We start from the raw sequence: 15,715 nt of genomic DNA on the forward strand, positions 1-15,715 counted from the left end.
TGATTGCGAAATGATTTATTTGATTTGTTCGATGTATTAGATGTTCCATTCAGTACATTTTTAAGCAATTTTCATTCTTAAGAAAAATACAAGGGTCTTGTTTTGAGTTCAGAAGTGACAGCAGTGAGTAAAGATTACGATCACCGTGCCATTGAAGCTGCGGCGAATGCACAGTGGAAATCTGGCGATGTTTATCGCGTGGATGAACAGGCCAAAGATCAAAAAGGCCAACTCAAGAAAAAATACTACGCTTGCTCAATGTTGCCTTACCCATCTGGAAAGTTGCACATGGGCCATGTGCGCAACTACACCATCAATGATGTGATGACTCGCCAGTTGCGTATGCAAGGCTATAACGTTTTGATGCCAATGGGCTGGGATGCTTTTGGTATGCCAGCTGAAAATGCTGCGCTCAATAACAATGTGCCACCAGCTGCTTGGACATACGACAACATCGCATATATGAAAAAGCAGATGGATGCGATGGGTTTGGCCATTGATTGGTCTAGAGAAATCACCACCTGTAAACCTGATTACTATCGCTGGAATCAATGGCTCTTTTTGAAGATGTTGGAAAAGGGTGTGGCGTATCGCAAGACTCAGGTTGTTAACTGGGATCCGATTGATCAAACAGTCTTGGCCAACGAACAAGTGATTGATGGTCGTGGTTGGCGTTCAGGTGCTTTGGTTGAAAAACGAGAAATCCCTGGTTACTACTTGAATATCACAGCCTATGCTGAAGAGTTGTTAACTGGTTTGGAAGGTTTGGGTTGGCCTGAGCGCGTGAAGTTGATGCAGCAAAACTGGATTGGTAAGAGTTTTGGTGTGCGTTTTGCCTTTACTCATCAAATCAAAGATGACGCTGGTCAATTGATCCAAGATGGAAAAATGTTTGTCTTCACTACCCGCGCTGATACGGTGATGGGGGTGACTTTCTGTGCAGTGGCTGCAGAACATCCTTTGGCGTTACACGCTTCAAAAAATAACCCTGCTTTGGCAGCCTTCATTGAGAAATGCAAACAAGGCAGCGTGATTGAAGCAGATTTAGCGACTCAAGAAAAAGAGGGTATGCCCACTGGCTTGAAAGTCACTCATCCTTTAACTGGTGAAGAGGTTGATGTTTGGGTGGGTAATTATGTTTTGATGAGCTATGGTGATGGCGCCGTGATGGGTGTGCCAGCTCATGATGAACGTGACTTTGCATTTGCCTTGAAGTACAAGATTGCTATCAAGCCAGTGATGGCAATCGATGGCCAAACATTCAATGCCAGTGCTTGGCAAGATTGGTATGCGGATAAAGAAACTGTTAAGGCTGTTAACAGTGGCAAATATGATGGCTTAAGCCATTCCGATGCAGTGCACGCAGTGGCCAAAGATTTGGCTGCATTGAATTTAGGAGAATTGAAAACCACCTATCGCTTGCGCGATTGGGGTATTTCTCGTCAACGCTACTGGGGCACACCGATTCCAATCATTCATTGTGAATCATGCGGTGAAGTGCCTGTGCCTGAAAAAGATTTACCGGTTGTTTTGCCTGAGGATTGTGTTCCAGATGGATCAGGCAATCCGCTCAATAAGCGTGAAGACTTTTTAAAGTGCTCTTGCCCTAAGTGTGGCAAGCCAGCGCGTCGTGAAACCGATACCATGGATACTTTTGTTGATTCAAGCTGGTATTTCATGCGCTATACATCACCAGGGGCGAATGCCATGGTGGATGAGCGCAATGATTACTGGATGCCGATGGATCAATACATTGGCGGTATTGAGCACGCAATTCTTCACTTGCTCTATGCACGCTTCTGGACCAAAGTGATGCGCGATTTAGGTTTGGTGAAGTTTGATGAGCCATTCAGTAATTTGCTCACGCAAGGCATGGTCTTGAATGACACCTATTACATCGATGAGCTGAATGGTCGTAAAACTTGGATCAATCCTGATGATGTATTAGTTGAAACAGATGACAAGGGTCGTCCGGTATCAGCCAAACATAAAACATCTGGCAAAGCTGTGAACATTGGCGGTGTCGAGAAGATGGCCAAGAGTAAAAATAACGGGATTGATCCTCAGTCATTGATTGATCAATACGGTGCAGATACGGCTCGTTTGTTCACGATGTTTGCTGCTCCCCCTGAGCAACAATTGGAATGGTCAGGTTCTGGTGTTGAAGGGGCTTCGCGCTTCTTGCGTCGTTTATGGTCGTATGGTGCTTCTCATGCAGCAACGGTTCAACAGGCCAGTGACAAATTATCTGCAAACTTGACTGAAGCAGATCAAGCTTTGCGTCTTGAAATCCACAGTGTTCTTAAGCAAGCGAATTTTGACTACCAGCGCAAGCAATACAACACGGTGGTATCTGCCACCATGAAAATGCTCAATGCTTTGGAGCAAGCAAAGACGATCAGTCCTGAAGTGCGTCGTGAAACATTGGGTATTTTGTTAAGAGTTTTATACCCAGTGGTTCCGCACATCACTTTCACACTTTGGAATGCTGCCGGTTATGCTCAGCAATGGGGTGATTTATTGGATGCTCCATGGCCAGAAGTTGATGAGTCTGCCTTGGTGCAAAATGAAATCACCATGATGATTCAGGTCAATGGCAAGTTAAGAGGCCAAGTTTTGGTGCCAACTGATGCTGATAAAGCAAGTATTGAAGCACTGGCCTTGGCCAGTGAAGCGGCGATCAAGGCAATGGATGGTGCACCTGCTAAAAAGGTCATCATCGTTCCTGGCCGATTGGTCAATATTGTTATTTAATGATGATTGTCAACCATTGATTTTGAAACAGAGCATAAATAGAGCAAAATGAGCACATCATGAAAAAAACCACCTCCATTTATTCAATCGGGCGACGTCAGCTCTTAGGCGGTGGTTTATCAATTTTGGCCATGAGTGCTCTTAATGCTTGTGGTTGGCGTTTGCGCGGTAAAGTTGATTTACCTTATAAAAGCATTCTGATCAGTGGTAATTTGACACAAGAATTGCGCGATGACTTGGATATGTTGCTTCGAGTCAACGATATTCAGGTTGTTAAAGCTGCCAAAGATGCCGAGCTTATTCTTGAGATCATATCTGAACAAAATGCTCGGCAAGTGCTTTCTTATAACGGGGCAGGTCAAATCACTGCTTATCGGATCATTTCTAGGGTTGTTTTTAGAGCCTTTGATCCGAATGGGATTGAGTTGATGCCTGAATCAGATATTTATTTGACACGTGATATCGACTTCAATCAGTCCAATGTTCAAGCGTTTGATCAACAAGTCGCTGATTACGTCAAAGATATGCGCATGGATATTGTGAGTCAATTGATGCGCCGTTTGGCATCAATCAAGCAACTACCATCTAAACAAACTCCATCGGAGTCACAGCCAAAGAGTCGCTAAGTATGCAAAAGGCAGATGCTTTTGGCGCACATTTAGCACAAGCTAAAAAAACTGGACCGCATCCTCTATATGTGTTGTGTGGTGATGAGCCTTTACTTGTGATGGAGTTACAAGACCAATTGCGCGCCATGGTGATTGCTCATGGACACACCGAGCGTGAAGTGATGATGCATGAGAAAGGTTTTGATTGGTCAGCACTCATGAACGCAGGTCAAACCATGTCTTTGTTCGGGGATAAGCGTTATGTTGAGTTACGCATACCCACAGGCAAGCCTGGTCGCGATGGTTCTGATGCCATCAAACAGTTTTGCGCTCAGATTGATGCTCAAGTCAAAACTAAAGAACCAGTTGATACAGTGACCTGTATCTTTTTACCAAGAGTGGATTTTCAGACGCAGAAATCAGCTTGGTTCACTGCCTTGGACGAGTCTGCAATTGCGGTGCGCATTGACCCCATTGATAGAACTCACTTACCTAACTGGATTGCTGGTCGTTTGAAGCAGCAAAAGCAACAAGTTGAGGCTGGTGAAGCTGGACAACGGGCTTTGCAGTTTATGGCCAATCAGATCGAGGGTAATTTGATTGCGGCCCATCAAGAAGTTCAGAAGTTGGGTTTGTTATATCCAGAAGGAACACTCACAGAAGAGAACATCCGTGACGCTGTTTTAAATGTTGCCAGATATGATGTTTTTCAACTGACTGAATCATTGTTGGTTGGAGATTTGGCACGCTTTAATCGCATGGTCGATGGCCTAGAAGGTGAGGGTGAACCTTTGGTCTTGATTCTTTGGACAGTCACTGAAGAAGTGCGATTACTCAATCGACTGCGTCAGGCTGTTGATCGTGGTGACAATTTGCAAATGTTGATGAAGATGAATCGTGTTTGGGGTAATAAAGAGCGTTTAATTCCACAAGCCCTTCAAAGACTCAGCGCTGATCGTTTGCAAAAAGCTTTGATGGTGACCAGTGGTCTTGATCAACAATCCAAGGGTTTGCAAATCCGCAAAGGGGCCGGTCCGATTTTGGAAAAACTACCCAGTGATCCATGGGATGGTTTGAGGATGTTGGGACGCTTGTTTGTTTAGCTTTAGATGATAGAAGGTAGCACCTTCGGTTTATTTAAGCTATCTCCTTGAAAATCCTCAAGAATTCGTTCAAACCCCTGATTTCAGTTAAAGTAATGCCTATGAGCACCCAAAACAACACACATTCAGACGCAGTGACCCTGATGAAGGGCATTGGTCAAAAAGCCCGTGCAGCCTCGCGCGCGATGGCTCGTGCCAGCACAGCTTCAAAAAATGAGGCTTTGATGCACTTGGCAGCTTTGGTTAGAAAAAATGCAGAAGCTTTGAAAGTGGTGAATGCCAAAGATGTTGAGCGTGCAAAAGCCAATGGCCAAGATGCTGCTTTCATTGATCGTTTGACACTCACGGATAAAACTATCGCTACCATGGCTGAAGGTTTGGAGCAAATTGCCAAGTTATCAGACCCAATTGGTGAAATGAGCAATATTCGAAAAATGCCATCAGGTATTCAGGTGGGGCAAATGCGCGTGCCTTTGGGCGTGATTGGCATCATTTATGAATCTCGTCCTAATGTGACGATTGATGCTGCAGCCTTGTGCCTGAAGTCAGGCAACGCAACTATTTTGCGTGGTGGTTCAGAAGCGATTAATTCCAATACGGCATTGGCCAAGTTGATTCAAGAGAGTTTGTCTTTAGCAGGCTTACCATCAGACGCAGTGCAAGTCGTTGAAACAACTGATCGTGCTGCCGTGGGCGCCATGATCACCATGAACGAATACATTGACGTGATCGTGCCACGTGGTGGCAAGAGCTTGATCGAGCGTTTAATGGCGGATGCCAGAGTACCGATGATCAAGCATTTGGATGGTATTTGTCATACCTACATCGATGTCTTGGCTGATCCTACCAAGGCCATCAAGGTGTGTGATAACGCTAAAACTCAACGCTATGCTCCATGCAACACCATGGAAACATTGTTGGTGCATGAAGCTGCGATCAAAGATTCTTTATTACCTTTGTGCAAGATTTATCAAGACAAAGGTGTTGAGTTACGTGTTTGTAAAAAAACCAAGCAAGCTCTTGAAGCAGCGGGTGTGAAAAATTTGATCGATGCCACTGAGGAAGATTGGTCTACCGAATATTTGGCTCCAATTCTATCGATCAAAACTGTCAGCAATATGGATGAGGCGATGGAGCACATCAATCAGTATGGTAGTCACCATACTGATTGCATCATCACTGAAGACTATTCAGCGGGCATGCGTTTTTTAAGAGAAGTGGATAGTGCCAGTGTGATGATCAATGCCAGCTCTCGTTTTGCGGATGGCTTTGAGTATGGCCTAGGTGCTGAGATTGGTATTTCAAATGATAAGTTACACGCCAGAGGACCAGTTGGTCTTGAAGGTTTGACTTCAATGAAATACATCGTGTTTGGGCAGGGCGAAATCAGAACCTGAGTTAGAACTTGATAGTAAAAGTAGTAACGGTAGTAAAAATTAATATCAGAAATGTAAACCTAAAGGGATGGTTGAGATGAGTGATTCAGTGAATGTGGTGATGGGCAGTGCGTATTTGTATGTGAAAGCATTTCACATATTGTTTGTGGCTTCATGGTTTGCCGGTTTGTTTTATTTGCCGCGCATTTATGTGAACATGGCCCAAGAAACAAATCCTCAAGTTTTAGAGCGCCTTTTAGGCATGTCTTATCGCTTGTATCGCTTCATGACAATCTTGATGGTTCCTGCGGTTATTTTAGGTTTGATACTTTGGTTGTATTACGGCGTGGGTAAGGGCCCTGGCTCTGGTTGGATGCACGCCAAGCTATTCTTAGTGTTTGTCTTGTTGGGTTATCACCACGCTTGTGGTTCTATTTATAAAAAATTCAAAGCAGGCATCAATCAACGCTCTCACGTTTGGTACCGTTGGTTCAACGAAGTGCCAGTGATTATTTTCTTGATCGTGAGTATTTTGGTGGTGGTGAAACCTTTTTAAGCGACTAGCTAAAAAGAGTGAATCCAGCGTTATCAAATTTAATCATCAAAATATTCAAGGTTAATCAATGAAGTTTTTTATTGTGTGTCCACGTGGGCTTGAGATTCCTTTGGCAGAAGAGCTCAAGGAAATTTCTGAGCGCTCTGAAGTCAAAGCTCTAGGCGCATGGGTCATTGATCCCCCGCCATTAAATAACACCGGTGGTTTGGGTGTTGCGGGGCCAATGTCCGTGGCCTTGGCGATTAATTTGCATTCTCGGATTGCCAGTCGTTGTTTATTACAAATGACGCATGTGGCGTATCGCAAAGAAGATGATATTTATAAAGCTGCTCGCTCTTTGTCTTGGGAAGATTGGATCACTCCCGATCAAACCATGCGGGTTGATTTAACTGCGCATCGTTCGCCACTCACGAGCTTGAACTTTGTGACCCTCAGAATCAAAGATGCGGTGTGCGATCGTTTGAGAGAAGTCAAAGGCGCGCGCCCCAATATCGATACTGAATTGCCGGATGTTCGAGTGCAAGCCCATTTAACTGCGACTCATGCCACTATTTATTTAGATACCAGCGGCCAGTCTTTGTTTAAGCGCGGTTGGCGTGATGACAAAGGTGCTGCACCTCTGAAAGAGAATTTAGCTGCTGGTATTTTGGCTTTGACAGGATGGAAGCCAGAGCAACCTTTGTTTGATCCTATGTGCGGTAGTGGCACTTTTTTAATTGAAGCCGCTTATAGAGGATTAGGTATTCCATCTGGCTCGATACGAGCAGGGCTGATGAACCCTCAACAAGATGCAGTTCAATCTGCCCGGGCTCATAACCAAGCTGTGAAGTCTGTAGATAAATCTGAGCCTTCTAAATTTACCCGTTATCGCCCAACGCGTGTTGATTTGGTGGGCGCTGATCAAGGGTTTGGGTTTCAGAGATTGAAGCCATTCAATACGCCTGATTTAAAAAAACAGTGGGATGGTTTGTGTGAAGTCGCCAAGAAAAACATTGAGCAAGGTTTGGCCAATGCCAATAAGCTCAAGATGGCTGCTTGTGACATTAATGAGAACATGATCACAATTGTTAAGAACAATTGGAAGCGCGCTGGCTTGCCAGCGCAATCAGGTGTTCTATCGAATGTTCGTCAAATTGATGCCTTGGTGGCCAAGACACCGTTTGCTGAGCCAGGCGTGGTGCTCTTTAATCCGCCTTATGGTGAGCGTCTGGAGATCAAGGGTGGTCGTGATGGCAGTGAGCGTGTCAAAGGTCGTGGCGCGCGTGATGCTTTGCCAAAGAACAATAACTCGCCAGAGTTCATGGAGTTTCTGAATCAGTTCGGTAAGCATCTCAAAGATAACTTCCAAGGTTGGCAAGTGGATGTCTTAACAGCCGATATGGGTTTACCAGGTCAAGTGCGCATGAAAGAGTCTAAGCGTACGCCCTTATTCAATGGCCCCTTAGAGTGTCGCTTGTTCAGGTTTGATATGAAAAAGCCAGATGTTTTGAGTAAGTCTTGATCTAGGGCAGATCAATTTGTGGGACTTTGGCAGAAATGAGTTGAGTCCTAGTAAAATACAAAAAACAGGAAAGAGATCATGGAATTTAAAACTTATATGTGTTTGATTTGTGGCTGGGTCTACGATGAAGAGGCTGGCTTGCCTGATGAGGGTATTGCTCCTGGTACATTGTGGAAAGACGTACCAATGAACTGGACTTGTCCTGAGTGCGGTGCGCGCAAAGAAGATTTTGAGATGACTGTCATCTAAATCAACTAGATTCATAAAGCCACCTTCGGGTGGCTTTGAAGTTTTAAATGCATCATTTTTGATATTTAAAGAATTTAAAGATATGAGCAAAAACGAAGAGCTATTCCTCCGAGCCCAAAAAACCACACCAGGTGGCGTGAACTCTCCAGTGAGAGCATTCCGTCAGGTGGGTGGTGTGCCACGCTTTATCAAGCGTGCGCAAGGCGCTTATTTCTGGGATGCAGACGATAAGCGATATATCGACTGTATTGGCTCATGGGGTCCGATGATTGTTGGTCATGCTCATCCTGAAGTTGTGAAGGCTCTGCAAGAGGCTGCAGTTCATAGTTTTAGTTATGGCGCTCCGACTGAAGGTGAAATTGTGATGGCAGAGCGTATCTGTCAGTTGGTACCTAGTATTGAGCAAGTGCGTTTGGTTTCCAGCGGTACCGAAGCCACGATGAGTGCTTTGCGTTTAGCGCGTGGCTTTACTGGTCGCGATCTGATCATTAAATTTGAAGGTTGCTACCACGGCCATGCTGATAGCCTGCTGGTCAAAGCTGGTTCAGGTATGTTGACCTTTGCCGATAGCACACAAAATGCACCATCATCAGGTGGGGTGCCACAAGATTTGGTGAAACATACATTGGTGCTGCCATTCAATGATGTAGAAGCTCTTGAACTGGCGTTCAAACAAAATTCTGGCAAGATTGCAGCGCTGATTGTTGAACCAATTGCTGGCAATATGAATTTGATTCAGCCAAGCTCCGTCTTTGTTAAAGCAATGCGTGATCTCACTACCAAAGAAGGTGCTGTGCTGATTTATGACGAAGTGATGACGGGCTTTAGAGTGGCTTTGGGTGGCGCACAAAGTTTGCATGGCATCAAACCAGATTTAACATGCTTAGGTAAAGTCATGGGCGGTGGTATGCCAATGGCTGCCTTTGGTGGCCGTGCTGACATCATGAATAAGTTAGCCCCTTTGGGCAATGTTTATCAAGCAGGTACTTTGTCCGGCAATCCATTGGCAGTTGCAGCTGGACTAGCCAACCTAGACATCATCACGCGACCAGGCTTTTATGATTGCTTGACCACTCAAACTAAGAAGTTTGTGAATGGTATGCAAGAACGAGCCAATCAGGCAGGTGTTCCATTCTCGGTTGATAGCGTGGGCGGTATGTTTGGTTTGTATTTCTCTAAAGAGGTGCCAACGTCTTATGCTGCTGTCACTGCCAGTGATATTGAGGCGTTCAAGAAATTCTTCCACTTGATGCTAGACAATGGTGTGTATTTAGCACCATCTGCTTATGAAGCTGGCTTCTTATCAATTGCACACGATGATGCAGTTTTAGATGAAATGTTCAAAGCAGCAGAGGTCGCTTTCCACCAAATGATACACAAAGCCTGATCATGAAAATAGCCATCGCAGGTTTGGGTTATGTGGGTTTATCCAATGCAATTTTATTGGCTCAGTCTCATGAAGTGATTGCGGTTGATGTCGATGCTCGCAAAGTGACTGATTTAAATAATAAAATCAGCTCTATTGATGATGCTGATGTAGAGCATTACTTGGCCAGCAAGCCGCTCCAATTAAAAGCGACTCAGCAAGCGGATGAGGCTTATGCAGGCGCTCAATACATTATTGTTGCCGTACCTACTAACTATGATGTGGATACGAATAGTTTTAATACCACATTGATTGAAGCAGTCATTGCGAATGTTTTGAAAGTCAATCAGGCAGCAATGATTGTCATTAAATCAACGATTCCAGTCGGTTACACAAAAAAAGTTCGGCAACAGTTTGGGTATGACCGAATTATTTTCTCTCCGGAGTTTTTGAGAGAAGGCAAAGCTCTTTGGGATAACCTGCATCCATCAAGAATCATTATTGGGGATCAGTCAGAGGCAGCTCAAACATTTGGTCTGATGCTCAAGCAAGCAGCACTTAAACAAGACACACCACTTCTGTTTATGGATTCAACCGAAGCTGAAGCCATCAAGTTATTTGCGAATACTTATTTGGCCATGCGGGTGTCATTTTTTAATGAATTAGATAGTTATGCGCTCAGTCATGGCCTCAGCACCCAAAAGATTATTGAGGGAGTCTCCTTAGATCCTAGGGTGGGCATGTATTACAACAACCCTTCGTTTGGTTATGGCGGTTATTGTTTGCCCAAAGACACCAAGCAGTTATTGGCGAATTATGAGGGCGTGCCTCAGAGTTTGATCGGTAGTATTGTGCAAGCCAATGCGGTTCGAAAAGACTACATTGCCCAAGATATTCTTTCTAGAGAACCTAAGGTCGTGGGTATTTTTAGATTGATCATGAAGAGCGGATCAGATAATATTCGCGAATCCAGTGTGCAAGGCATCATGAAGCGTATCAAGGCCAAGGGTGTTCGTGTGATTGTTTACGAGCCTCTTTTAGATGGGCAAGACCATTTTTTTGGCTCAGATATTGTGGCTGACTTGTCTACATTTAAAAAAATGTCAGATTTGATCGTGGCAAATCGCTTATTTAAAGATATTCAGGATGTGCAGGAAAAAGTTTATACCAGGGATTTATTTGGGTCGGATTAGATGATGGATAGTATTTTTGCCATAGGTGATGTTCAGGGCTGCAATCAGCAGCTGAAGCAACTCATCAAAAAATTACCCAAAGACTCAAAAATCATTTGTGTGGGTGATTTGGTGAATCGTGGTCCAGATTCCTTAGGTGCTTTGCGAACCCTTAAGGCATTGCAAGAGTCGGGACAAGCAGAATGCATCTTGGGTAATCATGATTTACATTTGCTGGCAAGAGATGCCGGAATACGTGATCCCAAATCATTGGATACCTTGGATGACATCCTCAAAGCACCTGATCGAAAAGAATTGATTGATTGGTTAAGACATCGCCCGATGGCTTTGTACAGCGGCAAAGAAAACTTGAATACTCTTTTTGTGCACGCAGGTATTTTGCCGCAATGGAGTGTCACTAAAACTCTTGAGTTGGCCCACGAATTTGAAAAAGTCTTGCGTCATAAAAATTATGCCAAGTCCTTGGTTGAAATATATGGCAACACACCGAATCAATGGAATGACAAACTCAAAGGTGCAAAGCGCTTAAGGGTCATCATTAATTCATTTACACGCCTGCGCTTTTGCACTGCCAGGGGAGTGATGGAGTTTGAAAGTAAAGAGGGTGCTGGTGATGCCCCCAAAGGTTATATGCCTTGGTTTGATGTTCCGAACAGAAAAACTCAAGATGCCAAGGTTGTTTTTGGCCATTGGTCTACTTTGGGATTACTCAAGAAAAAAAATGTGGTTGGTTTAGATACTGGCTGTGTTTGGGGTGGTCAGTTAACTGCCATGTCCTTGGGCAAGAGACCACAGTTTATTCAGGTGCTTGGATTAAAAAGACCTGTACGTTATTAGGTGCTGTATGATTTTGTTGACTATTGCTAACTGGCTTGGAGAGCTTCTTGAAATATATTCGTTTTTTTAAAAATCCTCTTTTAATTATTGCTTTCATTAAGCAAAGAGTTAGGAAAATTCTATTTAGAGAATATATCAGCGCTCGAGGCAATAGATCAGAGAGCGATGATAACGGGCTATATATTTATGCTGTTCAGCGAGCCGTTAAAAGTTATAAATACTTTTCAACTTTTAAGCAGGATCCTGATTATCAAGCTATTCTCGAGCATGTTAGCAAAAAACAGGGGGAGGATTATCTTGATAGTGTTCGTAAAGATAATCCCTGCTTAATCAATAGAATCAATGATTTTAAGAAAAATGATTTGGTTGGCGGTCCAACTCTACATCAGTATCCTGAGGTTGGACTGATCAGCCCGACAACTTTGCGTTACACAAAAGTAGCATCAGATCTATTAAAATTTTTTGGGGACTCTGTCGGCGATAAGGTTGTAGAGATTGGCGCTGGTTATGGTGGCCAAGCCTTGATAAATGATATGACATTCAAGATTAAGGAGTACGAATTTTTAGATTTGCCGCCAGTTTTAAATTTGGTCTCTAAATATTTAGAGAGTCATATTCTTAATTGTGGATATAAGTTATCAACCCTTAATCAAAAGACCGGGGAAGACTCCTATGATTTAGTGATAAGTAATTATGCATTTTCAGAGCTACCCACACATTTGCAGATTAAATATATTGATAAAGTCATTAACCAGTGTCGTCGAGGGTATATGACAATGAATAGCGGAATGGGGAATGCTCATCAAATTAGTAAATTATCTTTAGATGAACTTAGGAAGCGCTTACCTAATTTTGAAATTTTCCCTGAGTATCCGCTGACGGCGCCTGATAATTACATTATTGTGTGGGGACATCACAGAGGTTAAAGATTTTTTTTGACTATTGAGTACCTAATTAAAGTATTTTTTCTCGCTTCATCATGGTGCACTATTGGTGGAGGATAATCTCGCCCCAAGCGAACTCCTGCAAGATCTAATTCAATATCACCTGCTAACCAGGGAGCATGAATCGCTTTTTTGGATAGTTTGGATAACTGGGGCAAATACTTTTTAATGAATTTACCCTCAGCATCAAATTTTTCAGATTGGGTGATAGGGTTAAAGATGCGAAAGTAGGGTTGTGCATCACAACCACTGGATGATGCCCATTGCCAGCCGCCATTGTTGGCTGCAAAGTCAAAGTCATTCAAGTGATCGGCAAAGTATTGTTCACCCCAACGCCAATCAATGCCTAAATCTTTGATCAAGAAGCAAGCCACGACCATGCGCAAACGATTGTGCATGTAGCCACTTTGATTGAGTTGATGCATGGCTGCATCAACCAATGGGTAACCAGTTTTACCCTCACACCAGGCTTTGAATAACTTTTGAGCTTTAGGACCGCTTTCCCAAACAATTTTGTCGTAATCGGGTTTGAATGATTGATGTCCGGCTGTGCTGTGGATCAGTGATTTTTTACCCAAAGTTGGAGCCAATCTTGGGTGATTGCTCAAAATCATGAAATAAAAGTCACGCCAAATCAGTTCTGATAACCAGATGGTGGCACCCATGCTGCCAGCCAACATTCTTTGGTACGCTTCGCGCACCAGCGCTCGAATAGAAATCGTGCCAAAGCGAGAGTGCACTGATAAATAGCTAGGTCCTTTGACCGCTGGAAAGTCACGGGTGGCATGGTATTGATCCATACGATCTAAGAACTGCTCAAATAGCTCCGATGCACCTGACATACCAGTGGGTAGATACGATTCAATGCCGGTGGGTTCAAAGCCCATTGATTCTAGCGATGGGAAAGGAAGATTTAATGGTTTTGGTATGGCTGCAAATTGGCCACTATCTAAATCAACAGCATGTGCATCAAGATCTGTGGCTTGTAGTTTTTTAAGCCAGGCATTTTTAAACGGTGTGAATACAGAGAACACTCCGCCTTGTCCTGTGAGTACTTGTTGATGCTCAAAGATCACTTGATCTTTATAACCATGAAAAGCAATAACTTTTGCTTCAAGTGCGAGTGAGACCAGGCGATCGCGTTCTATGGCTGCAGGCTCATAATCTTTATTGGTGTAAACCGCTTGAACACCTAATTCGGTGGCAAGCTGGGGAATGATGTCGATTGCTTTGCCATGACGCACAATGAGTCCGCCACCTTTGGTCTTGAGTTCAGTGTTGATTTCTTGTAATGATTGCCAAATGAAATCAATGCGGCGATCTTTTGTAAGGCCTCTATTCAAGAGGTGGGACAAAATGTCCGTATCAAATACAAATACCACCCAAACTTGCTTGCAAGCTTTTAGAGCCATGCGCAGGGCATGGTGGTCGTGAAGTCTTAGGTCACGGCGCAGCCAGACCAAGCCTTTTGAACCAGAGCTATTGCTAGCAGTCATATTTTTATCTCCTAAGGCATCATTATTGATGATTCATGATTCTCTATGCCTTTGATTGTCATTTTATAGAGATATCCAGTTTTATGGTTAGGGTGGGTAAGGCCTTAATCAGATAAAATCTGCTTATGACTCAAAAAACAGGAGATGTTCAGCATCTCGCCAATCAGTTCTTAATTGCTATGCCTGGCATGGTTGATGAGAACTTTGCTGGTTCTGTTATTTACCTCTGTGATCACTCTTCTACTGGTGCCATGGGCTTGGTCATTAATAAGCCCACTGATGTTGATTTAGCCACTGTTTTTGACAAGGTCGATCTCAAGTTAGAAATTCAAACCAAAGCCATTGAGCCTGTTTATTTTGGCGGCCCTGTCCAAACGGATCGTGGCTTTATCTTGCATGAACAAAAGCAGGGTGAGCACACCACTCATTACAACTCCTCGTTGAGAATCCCAGGTGGTTTGGCCATGACCACTTCTAAAGATGTTTTAGAAGAAGTGGCCGCTGGTCATGGACCCTCACGTTTTTTAATGACATTGGGTTATGCGGGTTGGAGTGCAGGTCAGCTCGAAGATGAAATTGCACGCAATGGTTGGCTAAATGTTCCAGCCCCTACAGAAGAAATGGCCCACATCATTTTTGATACCCCTGATGAATACAAGTATCAAAATGTTTTGGGTCTATTGGGCATTGATCTTGGTTTTCTTTCAAGTGATGCGGGTCATGCCTGATGACAAAAACCATCTTGGCCTTTGATTTTGGAGAAAAGCGCATTGGTGTTGCTGTGGGCAACACCATCACCAAAACCGCTGAAGCTTTGAAGATCATTCAAGAGAAAAATCAAGACGAAAAATTCAAAGCAATCGAGGCACTCATCCAAGAGTGGCAACCAGAATTACTGGTGGTGGGTTTGCCCACTCATCCGGATGGTGCGGAGCATGAGGTGACTCTAAAAGCTAAACGCTTTGGCAATCAACTGCATGGTCGTTTCCAAAAGGAAGTGGTTTGGGTCGATGAGCGCTATACCTCTGTTTCTGTTCAAGATGGGAATGATGCCTTGGCAGCTCAATTGATCTTGCAGCAGTATCTCGATACCCTGTAAGATAAAAACACAAGAAACATCAGAGTAAGATACTTGTATTGAGATTGTTGAATTAAAAGTAACTAGCAAACATTGAATGAAAGCTTATGTCATCCATTCCTAACGCAGAAGACCTTTATCAAACTCTTTTAAATCAATTAAAAGAGCAAAAGAGAATCAGTCCTGATTTTCAATTGGCTGGTTTGGCCAGTGGTGGTGCTTGGGTGGCGGAGCGCTTGGCCAAAGATTTGGGTTTATCTGCTCATGGCGTCATCAATGTGTCATTCCATCGTGATGACTATGCTGAAAAAGGCATCAAGGCTCTCAATAGCTCAGAGGGTATGTCCACCAAATTACCTTTCGAGGTAGAAGGTGCTCACATTATCTTGGTTGATGATGTTTTAGACACCGGTAGAACCGTTCGAGCAGCTCTCAATGAGTTATTTGACTATGGGCGTCCGGCCAAAGTTGATTTAGCCGTTCTGGCGGATCGTCATAGAAGACAGTTGCCAGTCGATGCGACTTTTAAGGGGGCTAAAGCCCAGGTGGAAGATGATCAGATCTTGGTTTTAGAGCAATTGGATGATGGGCGCTTTAGCTTTAGCGCCGAGGCTCAATAAAGAGTTAAGCGGAATCAATTAAAAATTCAGCTAA

Annotated in this window: 15 protein-coding genes; 14 read left to right on the forward strand and 1 reads right to left on the reverse strand. The window is 43.7% G+C overall.

Going from position 1 to position 15,715, the window contains the following annotated elements:
* Positions 1–123: 123 nt before the first annotated feature.
* The 11 genes from leuS (at position 124) to GQ367_RS01285 (ending at position 12,469) form a co-directional block, all read left to right on the forward strand.
* On the forward strand, positions 124–2,754 hold the full coding sequence (gene leuS, locus GQ367_RS01235) for a leucine--tRNA ligase (RefSeq protein ID WP_215291836.1): 2,631 nt from the start codon (positions 124–126) through the stop codon (positions 2,752–2,754).
* Positions 2,755–2,813: 59 nt separating this feature from the next.
* Positions 2,814–3,380: an LPS assembly lipoprotein LptE gene (lptE, locus tag GQ367_RS01240; protein WP_215290776.1), complete on the forward strand. Its 567-nt coding sequence runs from the start codon at positions 2,814–2,816 to the stop codon at positions 3,378–3,380.
* A gap of 2 nt (positions 3,381–3,382) precedes the next feature.
* Complete coding sequence (gene holA, locus GQ367_RS01245; protein WP_215290778.1) at positions 3,383–4,465, forward strand: DNA polymerase III subunit delta; 1,083 nt, start codon at positions 3,383–3,385, stop codon at positions 4,463–4,465.
* Positions 4,466–4,566: 101 nt separating this feature from the next.
* Positions 4,567–5,862 carry a glutamate-5-semialdehyde dehydrogenase gene (locus GQ367_RS01250; protein ID WP_251370176.1) on the forward strand — a complete coding sequence of 432 codons (1,296 nt, stop codon included), beginning with the start codon at positions 4,567–4,569 and terminating at the stop codon, positions 5,860–5,862.
* Positions 5,863–5,938: 76 nt separating this feature from the next.
* Complete coding sequence (locus tag GQ367_RS01255; protein ID WP_251370177.1) at positions 5,939–6,397, forward strand: CopD family protein; 459 nt, start codon at positions 5,939–5,941, stop codon at positions 6,395–6,397.
* Between the two features lie 67 nt (positions 6,398–6,464).
* Positions 6,465–7,898, forward strand: coding sequence for a class I SAM-dependent RNA methyltransferase (locus tag GQ367_RS01260; protein ID WP_215290780.1), 1,434 nt, complete (start codon positions 6,465–6,467; stop codon positions 7,896–7,898).
* A 78-nt stretch (positions 7,899–7,976) separates the two neighbouring features.
* Positions 7,977–8,147: a rubredoxin gene (locus GQ367_RS01265; protein WP_088812539.1), complete on the forward strand. Its 171-nt coding sequence runs from the start codon at positions 7,977–7,979 to the stop codon at positions 8,145–8,147.
* 82 nt (positions 8,148–8,229) lie between these two features.
* Positions 8,230–9,534 carry a glutamate-1-semialdehyde 2,1-aminomutase gene (gene hemL / locus GQ367_RS01270; protein WP_215290782.1) on the forward strand — a complete coding sequence of 435 codons (1,305 nt, stop codon included), beginning with the start codon at positions 8,230–8,232 and terminating at the stop codon, positions 9,532–9,534.
* Positions 9,535–9,536: 2 nt separating this feature from the next.
* Entirely contained in the window at positions 9,537–10,706 is a 1,170-nt protein-coding gene (locus GQ367_RS01275) for a nucleotide sugar dehydrogenase (RefSeq protein WP_215290784.1), read from the forward strand.
* A gap of 3 nt (positions 10,707–10,709) precedes the next feature.
* Positions 10,710–11,543, forward strand: a complete 834-nt coding sequence (locus GQ367_RS01280; RefSeq protein WP_215291839.1) for a symmetrical bis(5'-nucleosyl)-tetraphosphatase — start codon at positions 10,710–10,712, stop codon at positions 11,541–11,543.
* Positions 11,544–11,590: 47 nt separating this feature from the next.
* Entirely contained in the window at positions 11,591–12,469 is an 879-nt protein-coding gene (locus tag GQ367_RS01285; RefSeq protein ID WP_215290786.1) for a hypothetical protein, read from the forward strand.
* On the opposite strand, the gene GQ367_RS01290 is transcribed toward GQ367_RS01285, so the two are convergent.
* Complete coding sequence (locus GQ367_RS01290; RefSeq protein ID WP_215290788.1) at positions 12,466–13,983, reverse strand: deoxyribodipyrimidine photo-lyase; 1,518 nt, start codon at positions 13,981–13,983, stop codon at positions 12,466–12,468. The genes GQ367_RS01285 and GQ367_RS01290 overlap by 4 nt on opposite strands.
* Before the next feature lie 125 nt (positions 13,984–14,108).
* Here GQ367_RS01290 and GQ367_RS01295 point away from each other — a divergent pair, with 125 nt between their 5' ends.
* From GQ367_RS01295 to pyrR, 3 genes are all read left to right on the forward strand, one after another.
* The gene (locus GQ367_RS01295; RefSeq protein ID WP_215290790.1) at positions 14,109–14,711 is read left to right on the forward strand and encodes a YqgE/AlgH family protein; all 603 of its coding nucleotides are present in this window, start codon (positions 14,109–14,111) and stop codon (positions 14,709–14,711) included.
* Positions 14,711–15,082 carry a Holliday junction resolvase RuvX gene (gene ruvX, locus GQ367_RS01300; RefSeq protein WP_215290792.1) on the forward strand — a complete coding sequence of 124 codons (372 nt, stop codon included), beginning with the start codon at positions 14,711–14,713 and terminating at the stop codon, positions 15,080–15,082. Before GQ367_RS01295 ends, ruvX begins: the two co-directional genes overlap by 1 nt.
* An 86-nt stretch (positions 15,083–15,168) precedes the next feature.
* Positions 15,169–15,681, forward strand: a complete 513-nt coding sequence (gene pyrR / locus GQ367_RS01305; RefSeq protein ID WP_215290808.1) for a bifunctional pyr operon transcriptional regulator/uracil phosphoribosyltransferase PyrR — start codon at positions 15,169–15,171, stop codon at positions 15,679–15,681.
* Positions 15,682–15,715 lie beyond the last annotated feature (34 nt).

Origin of the sequence: Polynucleobacter sp. MWH-CaK5 (genome assembly GCF_018687615.1) — a bacterium.
In the GTDB taxonomy this organism is placed as follows: domain Bacteria; phylum Pseudomonadota; class Gammaproteobacteria; order Burkholderiales; family Burkholderiaceae; genus Polynucleobacter.

What these genes read in the sequence shown, in the direction of transcription:
- lptE (WP_215290776.1), top strand. Translation starts at nt 2,814, where the DNA reads ATGAAAAAAACCACCTCCATTTATTCAATCGGGCGACGTCAGCTCTTA.
- holA (WP_215290778.1), top strand. Translation starts at nt 3,383, where the DNA reads ATGCAAAAGGCAGATGCTTTTGGCGCACATTTAGCACAAGCTAAAAAA.
- GQ367_RS01250 (WP_251370176.1), top strand. Translation starts at nt 4,567, where the DNA reads ATGAGCACCCAAAACAACACACATTCAGACGCAGTGACCCTGATGAAG.
- GQ367_RS01255 (WP_251370177.1), top strand. Translation starts at nt 5,939, where the DNA reads ATGAGTGATTCAGTGAATGTGGTGATGGGCAGTGCGTATTTGTATGTG.
- GQ367_RS01260 (WP_215290780.1), top strand. Translation starts at nt 6,465, where the DNA reads ATGAAGTTTTTTATTGTGTGTCCACGTGGGCTTGAGATTCCTTTGGCA.
- GQ367_RS01265 (WP_088812539.1), top strand. Translation starts at nt 7,977, where the DNA reads ATGGAATTTAAAACTTATATGTGTTTGATTTGTGGCTGGGTCTACGAT.
- hemL (WP_215290782.1), top strand. Translation starts at nt 8,230, where the DNA reads ATGAGCAAAAACGAAGAGCTATTCCTCCGAGCCCAAAAAACCACACCA.
- GQ367_RS01275 (WP_215290784.1), top strand. Translation starts at nt 9,537, where the DNA reads ATGAAAATAGCCATCGCAGGTTTGGGTTATGTGGGTTTATCCAATGCA.
- GQ367_RS01280 (WP_215291839.1), top strand. Translation starts at nt 10,710, where the DNA reads ATGGATAGTATTTTTGCCATAGGTGATGTTCAGGGCTGCAATCAGCAG.
- GQ367_RS01290 (WP_215290788.1), bottom strand. Translation starts at nt 13,983, where the DNA reads ATGACTGCTAGCAATAGCTCTGGTTCAAAAGGCTTGGTCTGGCTGCGC.
- GQ367_RS01295 (WP_215290790.1), top strand. Translation starts at nt 14,109, where the DNA reads ATGACTCAAAAAACAGGAGATGTTCAGCATCTCGCCAATCAGTTCTTA.
- ruvX (WP_215290792.1), top strand. Translation starts at nt 14,711, where the DNA reads ATGACAAAAACCATCTTGGCCTTTGATTTTGGAGAAAAGCGCATTGGT.
- pyrR (WP_215290808.1), top strand. Translation starts at nt 15,169, where the DNA reads ATGTCATCCATTCCTAACGCAGAAGACCTTTATCAAACTCTTTTAAAT.